The following is an 18,559-nucleotide window of genomic DNA, read 5'->3' on the forward strand; positions in this document are numbered from 1 at the left end:
GGCTAGGTCGTTGGACATAAATCCGGAGGCCACATGACCCGCACACCAGAAGAAATCAGCCAGCAATTGCTTGATGTGGCCCGCAAGGCAGGCGCGGAGGCAGCAGATGCCATCGTGCTTGACGGCTCCTCGGTCGCGGTTGAGGTGCGCAGCGGCGCACTGGAACATGCGGAACGCTCGGAAGGCACAGATCTGGGGCTGCGGGTTTTTCTGGGTAAACGGTCTGCCATCGTATCCAGTTCCGACAGCCGCCCGGAAACCCTGCACGCAATGGCTGAACGCGCTGTGGCCATGGCCAAAGAAGCCCCTGAAGATCCCTTTTCCGGGCTGGCAGAAAGTGACCAGTTGGTAAGTGACTGGGATTTGCAATCGCTTGAGATGCTGGACCCAACCCCCGCCCCATCCGCCGAAACCCTGATGCAGGATGCTCTGACAGCCGAAGCCGCAGCAATGGCTGTGCCGGGTGTCACTCAGGTCTCAGATGCGGCGGCAAGCTATGGAACCCACCGCGTGCATCTGGCAGCCACAAATGGGTTTGCCGGCGGATACGAACGCAGCAGCCGGTCTGTGTCTTGCGTTGCGATTTCGGGCGAAGGCACCGGGATGGAACGGGATTACGACGGCGACAGTCGGACGTTTCAGTCCGATCTGCGCAGCGCCGACGAAATCGGGCGCACGGCAGGCGAACGCGCCGTACAACAGGTTGGCGCACGCAAGCCCGAAACCGGCAGTTTCCCAGTGTTGTTTGATGAACGCATCTCGTCGTCTCTTATCGGCCATATGCTGGCCGCCAGTAATGGCGCGGCTATTGCGCGGGGTGCGTCCTGGCTGAAGGATTGTCTGGGTCAAGAGGTTCTGCCCGCGCACCTGTCCATCATCGAAGACCCCCATCGCCCGCGGATCTCGGGCTCGCGCCCTTTTGATGCCGAGGGCTTGCCGACACAGCGTCGAGCGATTGTAGAAAACGGTGTCCTCACCGGCTGGACGCTGGACCTGTCCAGCGCCCGCAAGCTGGACATGGTGTCGACAGGTAACGCCGCGCGCGGCGTGTCCGGCCCGCCGTCGCCCAGCAACTGGAACCTCAGCCTGACGCAAGGCGACCAAACCCGCGCTGATCTGTTGCGGGATATGGGCACCGGCTTGCTGGTCACATCCATGATCGGATCGACGATCAACCCCAACACCGGTGACTATTCCCGTGGGGCCTCTGGGTTCTGGGTGGAAAACGGCGAAATCACGCATCCGGTCAATGAATGCACCATCGCAGGTAACCTGCGCGACATGCTGCGCCGGATTGTTCCGGCCAATGACGCCCGCCCATATCTGTCGCGCGTGGTTCCGTCGTTGCTGATCGAAGGAATGACACTTGCCGGCAACTGACCTGTCCCTGCTGATTGACGCAGCGCTTGAGGCCGGCAAGATCGCCACACGGTATTCCGGGACGCAGGCGCAGCGCTGGGATAAACCCGATGGCGCCGGTCCGGTGACCGAGGCCGATCTGGCGGTCAATGCGATGCTCGAGGAGCGGCTGCGCACCGCTCGGCCAGGGTATGGTTGGTTGAGCGAAGAATCTGAGGATACGGCAGAACGGCTGGAGTGCCGCAGTGCCTTCATCATCGATCCGATTGACGGCACCCGCAGCTTTGCCGAAGGCGCACGCACTTGGGCGCATTCCATTGCCGTCGCCGATGAAGGTCGGGTGACGGCTGCTGTGGTTTACCTTCCGATGCGGGATCTGCTGTATGCCGCCGCCCAAGGAAAGGGCGCTACGCTGAATGGTGAGACGATCACCACCTCGGCCATTGCAGACTTGCAGCGCTCGGAAATTCTGGCTGCCAAACCAAATCTCGATACGCGGCATTGGCGCGATGGGCATGTGCCCCATTTCGAACGCGCCTATCGACCGTCGCTGGCCTATCGCATGGCTCTGGTCGCGCAGGGACGGTTCGATGCGATGCTGACCCTGCGCCCCAGCTGGGAATGGGATATCGCCGCCGGTGATCTGATCATCCGCGAGGCAGGCGGTATCTGTTCCGATCGGGCGGGGCAGCCCTTGGTGTTCAACAATGCCCACCCCAGGCTGAACGGTGTTATCGCTGCGAATGCGACGCTTCACGAAGAGCTGTCAAAACGGCTGGATCCAACCGGACCCGGGATCGGAGCATGAGCAAACCGCGATCTTTAAGCCTTGCGGCCTACCGGGTTCTGTCATGGGGAATGCGCAACAGCGTCGGGCAACATACCAACCTGCCACGTCCCGAAGGCGAGCTTCTCTGGGTCCATGTGGCCACTCCGGGTCGTTTGCGCGCGGTGAACGATTTTTGCCACCGGTTGCTGCAAGTTCGATCCGATCTGAACTTCGTCCTGACAACACCTCCTGACACAGATTTGGACAGCTGGCCGCAACATGATTTCCTGCTGGTCAACCTGCCTCAGGACCAAAGCGGTGCTGTGCGCGGCTTCCTGGACCACTGGCGTCCGTCTATGGGGCTTTGGGTGGGCGGTGATCTGATGCCGAACATTCTGACCCGAGCCGATGAACACAACATCCCACTGGTTCTGTTCGATGCTCAGTTCAGCGTTACCTTAGCCCGAAGCGCACGCTGGTTGCCGGATATCACGCGGGCGACGTTTGACTGTTTTCAACACGTCATGACTGCATCGCCAGAAACAGCGCGCCAGATCCGCCGACTGGGCATTCCATCCGCCAAAGTCCATGAATCGCCTCCCCTGCGCATCAGCCCCAACCCCAGGCCATGGCCCGAGGACGAGCTGATTGAAACCAATCACACCCTTGCCGGGCGACCCGTCTGGCTGGCGGCCTGGGTTCAGGACAAAGAATTTATCTCAGTTCTGACCGCACACCGGCAGGCCCTTCGCATGCTGCACCGGCTTGTCCTTGTGTTGCACGTGGCTGATGAACTAGAGGTCGGGCCGCTGAAACGGCGGCTTGAAACTATGGACCTGCGCTGCGTCAATTGGGACGCCGGAGAAGAGATTGAAGATACCACGCAGGTAATACTGACATCGGACCCAGAAAACCTGGGCCTGTGGTGTCGCGTGTCCACCGTCACTTTTATGGCCAGTTCGCTGGAGCGTGGCGCGGGCGGTCGTGATCCCTCTGAGTCGATTGCATTGGGATCTGCTATTATTTACGGGCCGTTTGTTCATCGCCACGACGCTTTGTATTCTCAGCTGCGGCAGGCTGGTGCTGCCAAACAGGTCAAGACAGCAACCGAACTGGGGGATGCTCTGATCGAACTTCTGGCACCGGATCTTGCGGCAGGCATGGCATTGGCGGGATGGCAGATGATAACCGAAGGCGCACCACAAGCAGATGCCCTGATCGAAATGGTGCAGGATATTCTGGATCAGCGGAGTGCGGAACATGCGGGCACCTGATTTTTGGAACACCGCGCCGGATCATCTGGACTTCAGGGCGCGTCTGCTGGCACCGTTCGGTCATCTTTATGCCGCTGCCACGGCCCGCAGGGTCGCTTCAAAGGTCGGTGAACAGCCGGGCGTGCCGGTGATCTGTATCGGCAACCTCAATGCCGGTGGGACTGGCAAGACACCTACGGTGATCTGGACCCTCGAACAGCTTAGAAATGCATGGCACGAGCCACATGTCGTCACGCGTGGGCATGGGGGGTCGCTGGAAGGCCCGGTGCTGGTCGATCCTGCCAAACACACCGCCGCCGAGGTCGGAGATGAGCCGCTGTTGCTGGCAATGTTTGGTGAGGTTTGGGTCGCCAAGGACCGGGCCGCTGGTGCTCGGGCGGCTGCGGCTGCGGGCGCGACGGTGATCGTGCTGGACGATGGGTTTCAAAACCCTTCGGTCACCAAAGATTTTTCCATCATCGTTGTCGATGCTCAACGCGGATTTGGAAATGGGCTTTGCTTGCCCGCCGGTCCTTTACGCGAACCTGTGAACGTTGGCTTGCAACGCGCCGATCTGGTGCTGTCACTAGGCGATAAGGCCGCGCAGAAGGCGTTTTCTTCGCAATGGAGCACCCATCTAACCGTTCCGCATGTCGCCGGAGACATTGAACCTTTGCAGACCGGCATGGATTGGACAGGGACCCGCGCACTGGCCTTTGCAGGTATCGGCTATCCCGAAAAATTCTTTCAGACCCTGCGCCGTCTGGGTGTCGAGCTGGTGCGGGCCGAAGCATTGGACGATCACCAGCCCCTGACCCAGGCCCTGATGACCCGGCTGGAAAACGAAGCACGTATGTTAGGGGCTCAGATGATTACGACCGAAAAAGACGCTGTGCGCCTGCCCCGTGCTTTCCGTAGCAAAGTGATCACGCTGCCGGTCCGGCTGCAGATACCGCAAGGCGAAAAGGTGAAAGAAATGCTGCTAACCGTAGCCCCGTCACCTAAGTAGGTTCGGCCGACCCCATTGGGGTCGACCGGAAGAAGATCAGCTGCCAAGCTCGGCTTCGATCAGCTTCTTGAAATCCGCGTAGGATTGATTGTCGACCTTCTTGCCGTTCACAATGAAGGACGGGGTCGACTGAATGCCGTCGCGCTCAGCGTTTTCCTGATACCATGCAGCAAGCGTACGCGCTTTGGTGCCGTCTTGCAGGCACGCTTCAAGCTGGTCGCCGTCGATCCCGGCCAAACGACCGATCTTGCGCAGCTCGTCAACGATCTCAGCCGGACCGCCCGCGCGTGTCCACTCGGACTGCTTCTCGTAGATCACGTCGGTGAGGCCAAAAAACTTCTCCGGTCCCGCGCAACGAGCAACCATCGACGCCCACAAACCGTAACGGTCAAAATACACCTCACGATAGGTGAATTTTACCTTTCCGGTATCGATAAAGTCTTTCTTAAGCTGCTTATACGCGCCCTGATGAAAATTCGCACAATGCGGGCAGGTGTAAGAGGCATATTCGATGATCTCGACCGGTGCGTCTTCGGCACCCTGCACCATTTCGATGATGGTCGAGGTATCAATATCCGCCTCCTGCGCCTCGGCAGTGCCCACCAACAGGTTGGACGAATTGGAATTTGACAGCGACAGCCAATAGCCGCCAGCGGCGACGGCGACGGCCGCACAGATTACGGTTGCAATACGGCTCATTCTCAGCCCTTTCTCAGCGTTTCTGTTTGGATAAAACGTTGCATGCAAGACGTTCAAGAGCCGCGCGCAAATCTTCATCATTCACGTCGCGTGACACTTTGTCTGCTTCGGCGGCAACGTCAGGTGCAATCTGGGGTTTTGCCTGCTTCGGCTTGTGGTCGAAACTGGCTTGCCCCTCGGCAAATCCGGTCGGGGCGGTCTGGGTGATGCGGATGCGGCTGATGGCGTTGTATCCGTAAACCGCATTGACCTTACCGCGCAGTTGTTCCTTCTGCATTTCCAGCATCGGTGCCTGCGGGCCGGTGGTCAGCACGGTCAGGGTCGCACCAAAGCCGCCCTTACCATAGCCCACATTGACCGGGCGCGCGATGGCAGCGGTGTCCTGACCTACAATCTCGGCCCAATGGGTCAACAACCGCGACACAGCAAAGCCCCGGCTTTCACCGGCGCGCCGGATCTGATCATTCAGCAAAGACGCGGTGCGTTTGAACCCGCGGGTCGAGGAACGTCTGCGTTGCATCTGGTTTCCCACTCCTACACCGCTATTGTAATAGGCAGACCATCGGGTGCCAGCGAAACCCGACAAGGAGATGAATAAAACTTGCGTGATTCCCCTGAATTCACCGTCAGCGCCGCGCTTTTGGAGTGGTATGACCGCCACGCGCGCGACATGCCATGGCGCGTCAGCCCCGCGGATCGGGCCGTAGGGGTGCGCCCTGACCCCTATCGGGTCTGGCTATCCGAAGTGATGTTGCAGCAGACCACCGTGGCGGCCGTGCGCGATTACTTCCTGCGTTTCACTACCCGCTGGCCAACGGTTCAGGCGCTGGCCGCTGCGCCGGATGAACAGGTGATGGGGGAATGGGCTGGGCTTGGGTATTATGCCCGTGCCCGTAACCTGCTGAAATGCGCCCGTGCTGTGGCCCAAGACCACGATGGCCAGTTTCCTGACACCTATGATGCATTGCTGAAACTGCCCGGCATCGGCCCGTATACCGCCGCTGCGATCTCGGCCATTGCATTTGATCAGCCCGAAACAGTGCTGGACGGCAATGTCGAACGGGTCATGGCCCGGTTTTATGACATTCACGACCCTTTGCCAGGGTCCAAATCTTTGCTAAAAGAAAAGGCCGAGACCCTGACGCCGACCACTCGACCCGGGGATTATGCTCAGGCTGTTATGGATTTGGGGGCCACGATCTGCACGCCGAAATCTCCGGCCTGCGGCATATGTCCGTTGCGTGACCCCTGTCAGGCCCGCATCGCAGGAACCCAGGCCGACCTTCCCCGAAAAACGCCGAAAAGGCCCAAACCCACCCGTTATGGCCACGTCTATATTGCGCGTAAGGCAGACGGGGCCATGGTTTTGGAGCGTCGGCCGGATAAGGGCCTTCTGGGCGGAATGCTGGGCTGGCCCGGATCAGAGTGGAACGATGCGCCAGCCGAAAGCGCCCCGTTCCCGGCAGATTGGGCGATCCTGCCGGCTGAAGTTCGCCATACCTTCACGCATTTCCATTTGATACTCAGGGTTTGGTCCGCCGATATCGAAGATGACAACGTCCCCGAGCACCTGACAGTGTTGGACAAGCATAGTTTCAAGCCCAGCGATCTGCCCACGGTGATGCGCAAAGCCTATGATCTGTGGAGACAACAATAAGACCGCTGTGCAATCCATTGGGTCGCGGCTAGGTTATGTTCGAAAAAGTCGGAGCAGAGAAGATGATCGCAACAGGCACACTGTCCCGCTGGCAGTCCGCATCCCCTTTCTGGGTGTCTCTGCTATTGATCCCGCTAATCTGGTTCACCGCAATTGCCGGAGGCTGGTGGGTCCTGTTGATCCCTCTTTCGACTTGGTGGGCGTTTGCGGTTCTGGACCGGATCACCGGCCTGAACGAGCAGAATGCGGATCCGGAGACATCTGATGATGTGTTGCACTGGTACATCCTACTGACAAAGCTTTGGGTGCCGCTTCAATTCCTGACGCTCTTTGGCCTGATCTGGTATGCAACCCACACCAACCATCTGTCGACGCCCGCAAAAATCGGTCTGTTTTTCGGTATGGGCGTCCTGTCCGGTACAATCGGGATCAACTACAGCCACGAGCTTATGCACCAGAAAAGTAGGGGCGAACGATGGCTGGGTGACATCCTTTTGGCCATGGTGCTGTATTCTCATTTCCGGTCCGAACATCTGCTGGTCCATCACCGTTACGTGGGCACACCGCGCGATCCGGTGACGGCGCGGTACAACGAAGGGTTCCACCGCTTTTATCCCCGCGTTCTGTGGCAATGCTTTTTGTCAGCCTTCAACGCCGAACGCGACAAGCTGGCCCGTAAAGACCGGCCATGGACGGATCGCTCCAACCCGTTTTGGCGATACTGGGCCCTGCAAGGCGCGATGCTGGCGCTGGCTGCGCTGATCGGAGGGTGGGCTGGTTTGGCCCTGTTTCTGCTGCAAGCCGGAGTTGCGATCTGGCAGCTTGAGCTGGTCAACTACGTCGAACACTACGGCCTAACTCGTAAATACCTGGGCGACGGTCGGTACGAACACGTCTTGCCGCGTCATTCCTGGAATGCGGCGCATAAAGCGTCAAATTGGTTGCTGATCAATCTGCAGCGCCATTCCGACCATCACTACAAACCCAACCGTCGGTTTCCCCTGTTGCAACATCACAGACCAGACTCAGCCCCACAATTGCCGTATGGCTATCCGGTGATGACCGTTGCGGCGATGATCCCTCCGCTTTGGCGGCGGGTGATGAACCCGCGTGTTCGGGAATGGAGACGTCACTACTATCCCGAAATTACGGATTGGCACCCTTATAACAAGGCTATGAACCAGATGCCCAAAGCGTGACCGCAGCGCGCGTCTGCGCGCTGTCTGGCCCAACTGTCAGCACGGCATCTTCGATGCTGTTCTGATGGGCGGGAGGGTTTCAGTTCTTCATCACCCAGATATTCATCGGAGCCTCTACCCCGCGGACAGATTGATCGCGATGTGCAGTGAAACCTTCCATCGCATCTGGCACAGTGGGATTTTCTTCGGCTACCCGTTCCCGCACAGCATCGCTGACAACTATGTTTGCCTGAAACTCGCGCGTCAGCGCTTCCAGCTTGGCCGCCACATTAACCGCATCACCGATCACTGCGAACTCCAGCCGGTTGGCGCCGATGTCCCCCAAAACGACCGAGCCATAGTGCACCCCAATACCAACTTGGATTTCGGATTCTCCCGCACGCCGACGATCCAGATTCCAGCGGTCGATCACCTTCACCATCGCGCGCGCGCAGCCCAGCGCATTGCTTGCATCCAAGGGCGTCGGCACCGGCGTGCCAAAGGTCGCCATCAGCCCGTCACCCAGATACTTGTCCAGGGTTCCGTGGTGCCGGAACACCTCGGTCTCCATTCGGGCGTGGAAGCCCCGCAGCACCTCGATGACCTCATAAGGATCACGGCCAGCGGCGTATTTTGTGAAACCCACGATGTCGATGAACAAGACCGCCACATTCTCTTTACGGACCTGTTTCAGCGGTTCGTCATTCTGGCTGAGTTCATCCACCACGTTGGGTGAGAAATATCGCGACAGATTGGCCCGTTCCCGTTCCAAACCGGCGTTGCTCATCAGCAGCTGGTTCAGTCGCCGCATCGAGATACCCAATGTCACTGCAACCATGACAAAAACGATGACCTGCTGGATACGCTGCGGGGCCATGAAGCTGTTGGGGTCCAACAATTCGGCAACGTCCGGATAGCCCTGCAATGCCGTTGCAACCTTTTCGCTGATCCCCGGAATGGGTGTCGCCACCCACCAGGCAATGATCCAGCCCGCCGTCCACATCATCGCGGTCCAGGAGCCGATGGCAATCACCGTGCGCCAAGAATAGGCCAGAGTCCCAGCAGCGAGAATGATGAAGAAATATTGGAAGTTATCGAACCGATATTGCATCGCCAGCGGCCGGACATCATCGCTGAACGGGTTAGGTACGATCATTCCAAGCGTCATGATCAGCAGATCGACGAAGATCAAAAACAGCTCGGCACGGGATTGCCCAACGCGACCGGCCCGACGGATCAGCCAACCGTTCGCGCAGATCAAAAGCAGGATGAAGTGATACCAAAGCACCTCCCACTGCGGGTTCAGGAAAATCAGAAGAACGCCAGTCAGCGCCATCGCCACCCAACGGGCACGCACGGCCAGTTCCAACCCTTCGCGCTTATGCCGTTCTAACGCGGCCTCGGTATATTTGTTATCCAGATCGTATGTATCAGGCTGTGTAAAAAACAGGCTGCGGCGGGGCTGCGCGGTCGTCTCGGTCATGGCCGTGATCTTTCTTGCAGTGTCAGGGTCATTGTCATGCAATCACTGTTGATGCCAAAACAAAAGACCCCGCCGTAGGATCGGCGGGGCAAGGCTTAGTGCCTAGTGTCAGGCCACAGGCACCGGCGGTGTTCTTGAAATCAGTTCATCTCGGCCCGGATCTGCTGACGCAGAACGTCGATGGGTACGGTTTTTCCATCACGCTTGAAGCACCAGTATGTCCAGCCGTTGCAGGAAGGGGCGTTTTCCAGATGCGCGCCAACCTGATGGATCGAGCCTTTGACGTTTTGACCGACCAGCGTGCCATCGGCGCGCACTTTGGCCTTGTGGCGCTGGTTCATGGAATACAGCTCTTCGCCGGGTCTCAGCATCCCACGTTCGACCAGTTGGCCAAAGGGTACGCGCGGTTCGGCACGTTTGCTGGCGCTGACTTCCAGCGCCTCGCGGTCGAACTTGCGCACCTTGGCGATGCGTTTCTCGGCCACTTTGCGATAGCTTTCCTCGCGCTCGATACCGATGAACTCGCGACCTAGCATTTTGGCGACTGCACCGGTTGTACCTGTGCCAAAGAACGGATCCAAAATCACATCGCCCGGATTGGTCGAGCCAATCAATACGCGGTGCAACAAGGACTCTGGCTTTTGTGTTGGATGCGCTTTGTCGCCGTTTTCATCCTTCAGACGCTCATGCCCGGTGCAGATCGGCAGCACCCAGTCACTGCGCATTTGCACGCCTTCGTTCAGCGCTTTCAAAGCTTCATAGTTGAAGGTGTATTTTGCACCTTCGCGCTTGCTGGCCCAGATCATCGTCTCATGCGCGTTGGTAAAGCGTTTACCCCGGAAATTCGGCATCGGGTTCGACTTGCGCCATACAACGTCGTTCAAAATCCAGTACCCCGCGTCCTGCAGGGCCGAACCCACACGGAAAATGTTGTGATAAGACCCAATAACCCAGATCGCGCCGTTGGGCTTCAGCAGTCGGTGCGCCGCCTTCAGCCATTCGCGGGTGAACTGGTCATAAGCCCCAAAGCTGGAAAACTGATCCCAGTGATCATCAACCGCATCCACCTGAGAGTTATCCGGGCGGTGCAACTGGCCTTTCAACTGCAGATTATAGGGCGGATCCGCAAAAATCAGGTCAACCGACGCCTCGGGCAGACTGTTCATCACTTCGATGCAGTCCCCGGATAGAATCGTGTTTAAAGGGAGCGCTTTTGCGCCCTTTTTGGTGGTCGTTGTCATATCACTGCCTCAAGTATCCACGGCGCTTTTGCGCTCATTTGGTTGAGACAAGGATGAGTCAAAGACGATTCGCCGTCAATTTCTTTTTTGAATCAGCAGCTTACGATTTACTCTTGATACAAGATATTGTGCACCGGCTTGAACGAACGTCTATGGTGTGGGGTCACGCCAAGATTTTGCAGCGCTTCTTTGTGTTGTTTTGACGGATAACCGGCGTTGGTTTCCCATCCATAACCCGGATGCTGTTGCGCCAAATCCACCATCACCTGATCGCGCCAGTTTTTTGCAAGGATCGAAGCAGCTGCAATCGACACCGAACGGGCATCGCCCTTTACAACAGCCTGCGACGGGATCTTCATACCACGCGGAATCATATTTCCGTCGATCAGCAGGAAATCGGGGGCCGGTGTCAGTGCCTCGACCGCGCGCAGCATCGCCAGATGCGAGGCCCGCAAGATGTTGATCTCATCAATCTCGGCAACCGTGGCCTCTGCGACAGCAAACTCGGCGCTGGCGCGAATCTCTGCGTCCAGTGCAGCCCGACGTTTTGCAGTTAGCTTCTTAGAGTCATTCAACCCCTCGGGAATATCCTCTGCGTTCAGAATCACGGCGGCGGCAACAACCGGTCCGGCCAAAGGGCCGCGCCCGACTTCATCCACTCCGGCGATACGGATATGGCCCCGCTCCAGCAGCGCTTGCTCAAGTTCGAAATCTGGCTTTGTCATGCCATCGGAAAACCGCGTTTCACGCAGCACCGCAAGTAAAAAGAGAGGGCAGCCCACACTGCCCTCTCCAACGCGGCACTTCTTTGGCACCGCTCCTGCTCAACCGATGTTACTGGTAAACGACGCGGTATCCCTTCTGGCGCAGGCACGCAGGTTCGTATGCCCGCTTGACCTTTTTGCCATTCCAGAAACCAACCTTGCACTCTTGGGGCAGGCTATTGGCATGTTTGTAGTGTTTCTTGAGGCACTTCGGACCAAGCAACAAATGGTCCTGTGAATAGCTGTTATACGTACGCAAGCAGCGCTGGGGCAGATCGTACCGGGCTACGCGCGGCGGCAATGGGCGCACCGGCTGGGGCTTGTAAGGTTTCGGAGTATACGTTTGATGGCGTGCCGCCCGGTTCTTATCCTTTTCCTTGTTATCGTAGTGAACTCCGGCCCCGATGATCGCAATAGCCGCCAGACCACCCAGAATGTCCTTTGCATCCGCTGCCCGCGCCTGAGAGGCCGAGACGCCGGTAATGGCAACCGCGGTCGCAATGATCAAAGCGATGAATTTCTTATGCATAAGGCGTGTCCTTCTGATTGTTTGAGCGACCGTGTGACAGACCGCGTCCTGATTGCCCTGACACTGGGGGCAGCCGTTCCTGCCAAGCAATAACGGCCCGGTGTTATCGGATATCAGATCCCGCAAACCCCTTAGGTTATTGAATATCGCGGCAACTCATGCGCAGGATGCGGCCTATGAAACAGCTCCGCTCTTCTCTGACCTTTGTGGCCCTGATATCGCTTGGCTCTGCTGCGTCTGCAGCGGATTGCTATGCGGATTACAAGGCGAAAAAGGACAACCCTCTGCGTTTGCATTACGGGGTTATTCAAGTCTCGAACTGCGATAAGGGTCAGGCCCGAGCAGAAATCGCCCAGCGCCTGAGCGCGTCAGGCTGGACCCTGCTTGAGGTTCAGTCCGTTTTTGGACCAGAAGGGTTGGATCAGAGGAAGGGCAATGCCGGACAATTCTATCTCCGTTTCTGATGCGCGCCGGTCGGGCGTCCGGCTGGTTGTGCTGGGCATCGCTGCCATCGTTCTTATTCTGATTACGGCCGCCATTTTTCTGTTCTGGACCTTGCCAGATGCAAATGCGTTTAACGCGCGTGTCGAGCGTTTGTTTGTCGAGGCTGACCTGACCTCGCAAACAGAAATCCGGTTACTTGAGATCTTGGCCCAATCGGGCACAGCCTTTGCCGACACCTTGTCCAGTTACCGGATGGTCATCTACGTATTGCTGGTTTTCGCCAGCGCGATGATGATCTCGGCACTGGTCTTTCTGGTGATGCTGGTTCTGATGAATCGACGCATGGCACAGATCGAACGCACCGGCATTCAGGTGACATCCCTGCTGATCAGCCGTGAGGAAAACACCGTTTACCTCAACAATATGGATTTCAAACTGACGCCCGCCGCCATGGAAACCCTGTCCGTTCTGGCGGAATCACGGCTGGATGACGAGGTTCTGTCCGGTGCCCAGATCGAAGGAATGATTTCCGGTCGCGACGCTGCCGACTGCGACGAAGCCGCAGGCGCAACGCGGATCAAACGGCTGCGCGACGCGCTTGGAAATCAAATGGTCAGCGAACTTCTGGTCAAGAATATCGCCAAGAAAGGCTATATGCTGTCCATAGAAAAAGACGTCATTCAGATGGTTTGATCACGTGGCAGCCCACGCTCGCATTCGGTAAAATCCCATTTCAGCCTCTTGGAAAGTGCGATGGGAACGCCCATTCTGTATATACCAAAGGCAAGGGAGGTCGCTTATGAACGTCCACGCCGCACCAAAGATGACCGGTTACGGAATCTCTGTCGAGCCTCTGAGCGGCAGGATTGCGATTTACCGCGATGACGTCCTTTTGGCTGAAAGCACAAATGCCAAGGTTATGTATGAAACGCGCTTGCCGCCCACGGTTTACGTGCCGCGTTCGGACGTATGTGTAGATTTGAGCGCAGAAACCGAACTGCAAACCTTCTGCCCGTTCAAGGGCACCGCCACCTATCACGACATCAGCCTGCCAGGTGAAACGCTGGCCAATTCCGTCTGGGCCTACGAAGACACTTTGCCGGAAAGCAAAGCAATACAAGGCTGCATCGGTTTTACAGCTGGCGCGTATACACGGATAGATTTAGGCGACAACCGCCTGCGTGAAGTTGATGATGGCAACATCAGCGGGCCTCTGATTGATTGGCTGATGCGCGGTGCGTCGACAGCGACGACACCAGAGAGCTTTACCGAAGCACTAGCTGAAAAAATGCTGGAGCACGGTATCGCGATCCAGCGTCTGAGTATTTTGGCATGGTCCCTACACCCCTTGATCGTGGGCAAGCATTATATCTGGGAAAAAGGCGAAGGAGAGATTCTGACCCGAGCACCCACCTACGAAATCTATGATCATCCGGCCTTTATCAACAGCCCACTGCGCCATGTTTCGAACGGTCTTGGCGGCGTGCGGCAACGGCTGAACGATGACAACCCGCATAACAGCTTCCCGATCATGGAGGATTTACGGGCCAAAGGCGCGACCGATTATGTCGCCATGCCGCTGCCATTTTCCGATGGGCGGACAAATGTTCTGACGCTGACCTGTGATCATCCGGATGGATTTACCACGGAAAACCTGGGCCTGGTGTTCGAGTGTTCTGCGGTGATCGCTCGGTTCTACGAAGTTTTCATGCAACGTGAAAACGCGCAGGTTTTGCTGGAAACATATGTCGGCAAACGCACAGGCGCCCGCGTTTTGGGCGGAGAGATCCGGCGCGGCGATGGGGATGAAATCGACGCGGCGATCATGTTCTGCGATCTCCGCAACTCGACTAGCCTTGAAGAGAAACTGGGCCGAGCCGCTTACATCAATGTGCTGAATGCGTTCTTTGAAACGGTGTCGGGCATCGTGCACGACAACGGAGGAGAAGTTCTGAAGTTCATCGGCGACGCTGTTTTGGCCGTCTTTCCAGTTTCGGAAGAGGACGCCACGACCGCTCGGGTGAATGCACAACGTTCGGCAATTCAAATCGTGGAAACGTTGGGTGAACTGCGAAAAGACGGCTCTGATGCACATTGCGACTGTTCAATCGGCGTGGCTTACGGGCGCGTGACTTATGGCAACGTGGGGTCGCGCGAGCGCCTGGATTTCACGGTTATCGGTCAAGCCGCAAATATAGCCGCGCGTTTGGGTGAATTTGGCAAAACAAAAGGGCATCGGATTGTTGTGTCCGAAGACATTGAACCAGCATGCTCCAACGCTTTGCCGCTGGGTGCGGTAGCGTTACACAATGTGTCTCAACCAGTCGTATCTTACGCCTTGCGCACTGCGGCGGATGCTATACTCGACGGCTAAGGCTGATACTTGTGCTCTGACAATTCATCTGGCGTCCGGTGATCCAGCCCAACATCAGACGCAATCCGACCTCAGGCGGAACGTTCCGTTCACACAGCCCCAAGCAGGATCAACGCAGTCTGTGCCGGTGAAATCGTGTTCTGAAGCTGTGCAATCTGGCTGCGGGCCAGATAGGTGTCGGTCAGTTCCGTGATAGCGTTCTGATCCGAGAACTGCGCCAGATCTTCCGATCCGGTCAATTGAAACAACCTGTCTTTGAATTCGACCAATTGCGCGTCAATGTCCAGCTGAGCAAAGGACGGAGGCAACCCAAGCGCTGTCTCCATCATGCTGCGCAAGGGCGGCAATCCCATCAGATCGAACCACTTAGTATCCGCGCTGGACGTGCTGTTTGCCAGGTCTGCGAGTTCCCGCTGAGCATAAAGCGCGATACGCATCGTCTCATCCGAAGCGCCTACGGCGATTTCGAACCGAGCAGACAAATTGGCCTGCGCAATTTCTTCCATATTTGTTCTAAGCGCCGTTTTCCTGGCAGCCCCCGGGCCGAACCCGAAAGCGTCTGAAAACTCGCGATACCGCTTGTCTGCAAGGCGATTTGACAAAGCGTCGTCAGCCTGCGTGCCATCTTCAAGGATCTTATGAACAAAAAACCTGTTATCCAAATCGCCTTCCAGTCCGAACGCACCCAAAGCGACCTGCAACAGCCTGCGATCCGATACCAGGTCTTCTGCTGATTGAACTTTGCCAATGTTTTCCATGAAATATTTCGTCTCTCGATCATTCGCCGCTGACGAGGAAAAGCTTTGAAACTGGCCTTCGTAAGTGCGTTGAAGAAATCGCCAGCCAACGATTCCTCCGGAAGGGACAACAGGCTGAAAGGTCATTGCTGATACGCCATCAAGCGCTCTTCTCTTGGCAGAAGCGAACGGAGGGATTTGAGGCACTTGTAATAGTGCTCGGCCACCAGCGCGTCGGTAGCCTCAGACAGAACGCGGCGGCTGTCTGCATCCGTAAAGACCTGACTCAACTCCTCTACACGGCGCAGCAGTTGCTGCCGGGCGTGTTCCGGTTCCATGTCACCGGACAAAACCAATTGTGCCGCATAACAAACGCGACGCACCGGCGTGTTGGCTTCGTCCGGATGGATCGCATCCTTTAAACGCAGGACATTGGCCTGCGGCGTCATGATTGAAAACCTGCTGCGGCGATCCCCGTTTTCGATAACCACGCCGTTGATCAGCACTCTTTCTTTCGGGGCAAGTTTCAGGACCAGTCCACTCATTAAGTTGCCCTCATCTGACGCAGGCCGCGCAAGACAGCCGTGTTGATTTCCAACAATGGTTCAACCGCTGCCCCATCTCCCAATACACGACTGCTGTGTTGTTCGGTAAACTCGGCAAGGTAGAATATGCGCGCCCGCAGATCGTTCGGCAACGCGTTTGCGGAATCCGCAACGCCTGTTGCCAGCACCCCCCAAAGCCGCCGATTCTCATGCACCGCCTGCGCAAACGCCGAGAAATCCGTCGCTTTGCGTGCTGTTGCAGCCTTGAGACGCCGCGTGATTCTGGAGATAGCTTCATATTCGGTATCGCGAGGCGTCCGCGTTGGCGTGGCGGTTTGCGCATAGCTGTGTTGAGCGAGGGTTTGCAGTGTCACTTGAAATCCTTCCAAAGGGTCGCCGTCAGGCGATCAGGGCCGGGGCACAAACATCGTGCCCCGGCCTGCTTTTTTGATTAGCGGAACAGCGACAGGATCGACTGCGGGGCCTGGTTGGCGATCGACAGCGACTGAGTTGCCAGCTGCTGCTGTACCTGAAGCGCCTGCAGACGAGCCGAGGTCTCTTCCATATCTGCATCGACAAGCGAGCCGATACCGGACTTGAACGAGTCAGACAGGTTCGAAATGAACTCTTTCTGGGTCTCAATTCGGCCTTGCACCGAACCAAACGCGGCCGATGCGTCAATCGACGTGTCGATCAGCGACTCGACTGCAGCCAATGCAGCGGTCGCCCCCGCACCTGTCGACACATCAATACCGGCCAGAGCGCCAAGACCACCAGCACCCGCGTTCACGAACTGAGCAGAGAACGAGAGGTCAGAACCAGTGCCGTTGGTCACTGACAAGGTTCCGGCCGTACCAGAATCATAGTCGACCGTCAGGCCAGTAATTCCAAGTTCTTCAATCTTTGACTTCAGCCCCACTGCGACAAGGTCACCAGTGGTTGTCGCCGCAGCGTCCTCTGCGGACACAGTGTACGAGACAACCTGATCATTGATTGCGACGACAACCTTGTCCCCGGCGGCAAAGGCACCGCTAGATTCATCGGTCACCAACGCGGTCGCAGCGGTCGCACCGTTGTCAATGGTTGCGCCAACACGGTCATTGCCGGTCGACGCACCGGTTGACCCATCAAAGACCTGTTTTGTGGCGTAGCCGCCAGTGGACAGGTTCTGCCCGGATACCGAGATGGAAGATGCCGTAACTGCACCGGTATTGTCGCGATCCAACGACGCCAGAATCGAGGCTGAGCCTGCTGATCCATCAACCAGGTTCAGGCCGTTGAACTGGGCGGCGCTGACAACCGATGCGATCTGCTCTTTCAATGCTGTCACGTCATCGTTGATTTTACCCCGATCAACGTTGTCTTCCTGCGCGGCGACAATCTTGCTTTTCATCTGCGTCAACAGATCTGTGACGGTTTCAGACGCGTTCCGTGCAACGGCGACTGTCGATTCACCCAACGCCAAGCTGTCCTTGATGGCGTTGAAACCTTTGACATCCGATTCCATCACTTTCGAAATCGCCCAAACCGCCGAGTTATCCTTGGCCGTCGCGACGTCTTTGCCGGTCGAAATCGCGTTCTGGGTCATCGCCAGGTTCTTGTTCACAGACTTCAGCGTTTGCAGCGCAACCATCGCGCCATTGTTTGTCAGAATGCTGGACATAGCTTTCATCCTTTTCCGTTTGGGCCATTTTGCCCATGTTCACCCCACAAGACCTGCGGGCTTTGGTGTCTTTCTGACCTGTGCGACGCGCCACTTGGCCGTTCGCGCCACCTGCCGTTTCCAGGTGCAGCACCACTTTTGAACCAGACCCCCTAACGGAATGCTAAAACCTCAGAACCCATAATTTCGGATTTGAATCAAACTTCTGCCTATGCCCTCTTTTCCAACTTCACAGTGCTGCGAACTGCAAATTGACTGCGTTGACCGTCGGCGCCATAGGTGCTGAATTCCTGTCGAACACGCCGCAGTTCGGCCATACGGGTGGCAACCGCCCGAATGCCGTCGGCTGCACTGTTCAGCAACGCCTGATTCCGCTCGACCTTGCGCTGGACGCGAATCAACGCGTCACTGTCCTGCACTTGAAGATCGTTGATTGCACCGATCAGTTTCTCTTTTTCCGGCACCATATGGGCCAGACGATCGAGATCCCCTTGCACAAGAGCCGCGCGCTCAAGATCCAGAACTTCTTCCAGTGATTTGATCAGCGTCATGTCGGCTTCAAATGTCATCGGCTTTCTCCATCAGTGACTTGAGCAGGATTTCAGACAACCCAACGCCCCCGGACTGAGCCAGTTGTTGCGCCTGGTGCTGAACAAGAAGCGATCCAAACTGGTCTTCGCCGACCCCGCCGCCGAAACTCTGTCGTGTCTGCGCCAGCCCAGCTGATTTAAGCATTTCACTTAAAAAAGCCGCCTCCAACTCAATGGCTGCGTTTTTGAGGCGGGTGTGAGTCAAAGGTGCCGGACCCGTTGAGAGGCTCTTGGAAACCTGCATTGTTTTCTCCGAAATTTGCTT

At 57.1% G+C, this 18,559-nt stretch carries 21 protein-coding genes; 9 read left to right on the forward strand and 12 right to left on the reverse strand.

The window, feature by feature from the left end; translation table 11 throughout:
- The first annotated feature begins 33 nt into the window (after positions 1-33).
- The 4 genes from GS646_RS15360 to lpxK are packed head-to-tail and all read left to right on the forward strand — an operon-like array spanning position 34 to position 4,390.
- Positions 34-1,380, forward strand: a complete 1,347-nt coding sequence (locus GS646_RS15360) for a TldD/PmbA family protein (protein WP_171648360.1) — start codon at positions 34-36, stop codon at positions 1,378-1,380.
- Entirely contained in the window at positions 1,367-2,167 is an 801-nt protein-coding gene (locus GS646_RS15365; RefSeq protein ID WP_171188614.1) for a 3'(2'),5'-bisphosphate nucleotidase CysQ, read from the forward strand. Before GS646_RS15360 ends, GS646_RS15365 begins: the two co-directional genes overlap by 14 nt.
- Positions 2,164-3,402, forward strand: a complete 1,239-nt coding sequence (locus GS646_RS15370; protein ID WP_171648357.1) for a 3-deoxy-D-manno-octulosonic acid transferase — start codon at positions 2,164-2,166, stop codon at positions 3,400-3,402. The genes GS646_RS15365 and GS646_RS15370 overlap by 4 nt, the downstream gene beginning before the upstream one ends.
- The gene (gene lpxK, locus GS646_RS15375; RefSeq protein WP_171188612.1) at positions 3,389-4,390 is read left to right on the forward strand and encodes a tetraacyldisaccharide 4'-kinase; all 1,002 of its coding nucleotides are present in this window, start codon (positions 3,389-3,391) and stop codon (positions 4,388-4,390) included. Before GS646_RS15370 ends, lpxK begins: the two co-directional genes overlap by 14 nt.
- A gap of 36 nt (positions 4,391-4,426) precedes the next feature.
- Here the strand turns inward: lpxK and GS646_RS15380 are convergent, their stop codons facing one another.
- Both GS646_RS15380 and GS646_RS15385 read right to left on the reverse strand, forming a co-directional pair.
- Positions 4,427-5,089, reverse strand: a complete 663-nt coding sequence (locus tag GS646_RS15380) for a DsbA family protein (RefSeq protein WP_171095810.1) — start codon at positions 5,087-5,089, stop codon at positions 4,427-4,429.
- Positions 5,090-5,102: 13 nt separating this feature from the next.
- Positions 5,103-5,609, reverse strand: a complete 507-nt coding sequence (locus GS646_RS15385; protein WP_171188610.1) for a DUF721 domain-containing protein — start codon at positions 5,607-5,609, stop codon at positions 5,103-5,105.
- A gap of 81 nt (positions 5,610-5,690) precedes the next feature.
- Here GS646_RS15385 and mutY point away from each other — a divergent pair, with 81 nt between their 5' ends.
- Together mutY and GS646_RS15395 are read left to right on the forward strand one after the other, a co-directional pair.
- Complete coding sequence (gene mutY / locus GS646_RS15390; RefSeq protein ID WP_171188608.1) at positions 5,691-6,746, forward strand: A/G-specific adenine glycosylase; 1,056 nt, start codon at positions 5,691-5,693, stop codon at positions 6,744-6,746.
- A 62-nt stretch (positions 6,747-6,808) separates the two neighbouring features.
- On the forward strand, positions 6,809-7,945 hold the full coding sequence (locus GS646_RS15395; RefSeq protein WP_171095803.1) for an alkane 1-monooxygenase: 1,137 nt from the start codon (positions 6,809-6,811) through the stop codon (positions 7,943-7,945).
- A 79-nt stretch (positions 7,946-8,024) separates the two neighbouring features.
- Here the strand turns inward: GS646_RS15395 and GS646_RS15400 are convergent, their stop codons facing one another.
- From GS646_RS15400 to GS646_RS15415, 4 genes are all read right to left on the reverse strand, one after another.
- Positions 8,025-9,407 (reverse strand): adenylate/guanylate cyclase domain-containing protein, encoded by a 1,383-nt coding sequence (locus GS646_RS15400; protein ID WP_171095801.1) that lies wholly within the window; start codon positions 9,405-9,407, stop codon positions 8,025-8,027.
- Positions 9,408-9,547: 140 nt separating this feature from the next.
- Positions 9,548-10,648 carry a site-specific DNA-methyltransferase gene (locus GS646_RS15405; RefSeq protein ID WP_171188606.1) on the reverse strand — a complete coding sequence of 367 codons (1,101 nt, stop codon included), beginning with the start codon at positions 10,646-10,648 and terminating at the stop codon, positions 9,548-9,550.
- 107 nt (positions 10,649-10,755) lie between these two features.
- Entirely contained in the window at positions 10,756-11,373 is a 618-nt protein-coding gene (locus GS646_RS15410; protein ID WP_171188749.1) for a ribonuclease HII, read from the reverse strand.
- Between the two features lie 109 nt (positions 11,374-11,482).
- Entirely contained in the window at positions 11,483-11,941 is a 459-nt protein-coding gene (locus GS646_RS15415) for a hypothetical protein (RefSeq protein ID WP_171648355.1), read from the reverse strand.
- A gap of 176 nt (positions 11,942-12,117) precedes the next feature.
- Between GS646_RS15415 and GS646_RS15420 the strand changes: the two genes are divergently transcribed.
- From GS646_RS15420 to GS646_RS15430, 3 genes are all read left to right on the forward strand, one after another.
- The gene (locus GS646_RS15420) at positions 12,118-12,405 is read left to right on the forward strand and encodes a hypothetical protein (RefSeq protein ID WP_171188601.1); all 288 of its coding nucleotides are present in this window, start codon (positions 12,118-12,120) and stop codon (positions 12,403-12,405) included.
- The gene (locus tag GS646_RS15425) at positions 12,377-13,078 is read left to right on the forward strand and encodes a helix-turn-helix domain-containing protein (RefSeq protein ID WP_171095792.1); all 702 of its coding nucleotides are present in this window, start codon (positions 12,377-12,379) and stop codon (positions 13,076-13,078) included. Before GS646_RS15420 ends, GS646_RS15425 begins: the two co-directional genes overlap by 29 nt.
- Positions 13,079-13,184: 106 nt before the next feature.
- A complete protein-coding gene (locus tag GS646_RS15430) occupies positions 13,185-14,759 on the forward strand; it encodes a DUF427 domain-containing protein (RefSeq protein ID WP_171648353.1) in 1,575 nt (524 codons plus the stop codon).
- Between the two features lie 89 nt (positions 14,760-14,848).
- On the opposite strand, the gene GS646_RS15435 is transcribed toward GS646_RS15430, so the two are convergent.
- From GS646_RS15435 to GS646_RS15460, 6 genes are all read right to left on the reverse strand, one after another.
- On the reverse strand, positions 14,849-15,517 hold the full coding sequence (locus tag GS646_RS15435) for a DUF1217 domain-containing protein (RefSeq protein ID WP_371732091.1): 669 nt from the start codon (positions 15,515-15,517) through the stop codon (positions 14,849-14,851).
- Between the two features lie 122 nt (positions 15,518-15,639).
- Positions 15,640-16,041 (reverse strand): flagellar biosynthesis repressor FlbT, encoded by a 402-nt coding sequence (gene flbT / locus GS646_RS15440; protein WP_171095786.1) that lies wholly within the window; start codon positions 16,039-16,041, stop codon positions 15,640-15,642.
- Positions 16,041-16,415 (reverse strand): flagellar biosynthesis regulator FlaF, encoded by a 375-nt coding sequence (gene flaF, locus GS646_RS15445; RefSeq protein WP_171188594.1) that lies wholly within the window; start codon positions 16,413-16,415, stop codon positions 16,041-16,043. Before flaF ends, flbT begins: the two co-directional genes overlap by 1 nt.
- A 77-nt stretch (positions 16,416-16,492) precedes the next feature.
- Positions 16,493-17,704: a flagellin gene (locus tag GS646_RS15450; RefSeq protein WP_171648351.1), complete on the reverse strand. Its 1,212-nt coding sequence runs from the start codon at positions 17,702-17,704 to the stop codon at positions 16,493-16,495.
- 209 nt (positions 17,705-17,913) lie between these two features.
- On the reverse strand, positions 17,914-18,273 hold the full coding sequence (locus tag GS646_RS15455; RefSeq protein WP_171188591.1) for a flagellar export chaperone FlgN: 360 nt from the start codon (positions 18,271-18,273) through the stop codon (positions 17,914-17,916).
- On the reverse strand, positions 18,263-18,538 hold the full coding sequence (locus GS646_RS15460) for a rod-binding protein (protein WP_171188589.1): 276 nt from the start codon (positions 18,536-18,538) through the stop codon (positions 18,263-18,265). The genes GS646_RS15455 and GS646_RS15460 overlap by 11 nt, the downstream gene beginning before the upstream one ends.
- Positions 18,539-18,559: the final 21 nt, after the last annotated feature.

Source organism: Ruegeria sp. HKCCD4315, from assembly GCF_013112245.1.
Taxonomy (GTDB): domain Bacteria; phylum Pseudomonadota; class Alphaproteobacteria; order Rhodobacterales; family Rhodobacteraceae; genus Ruegeria.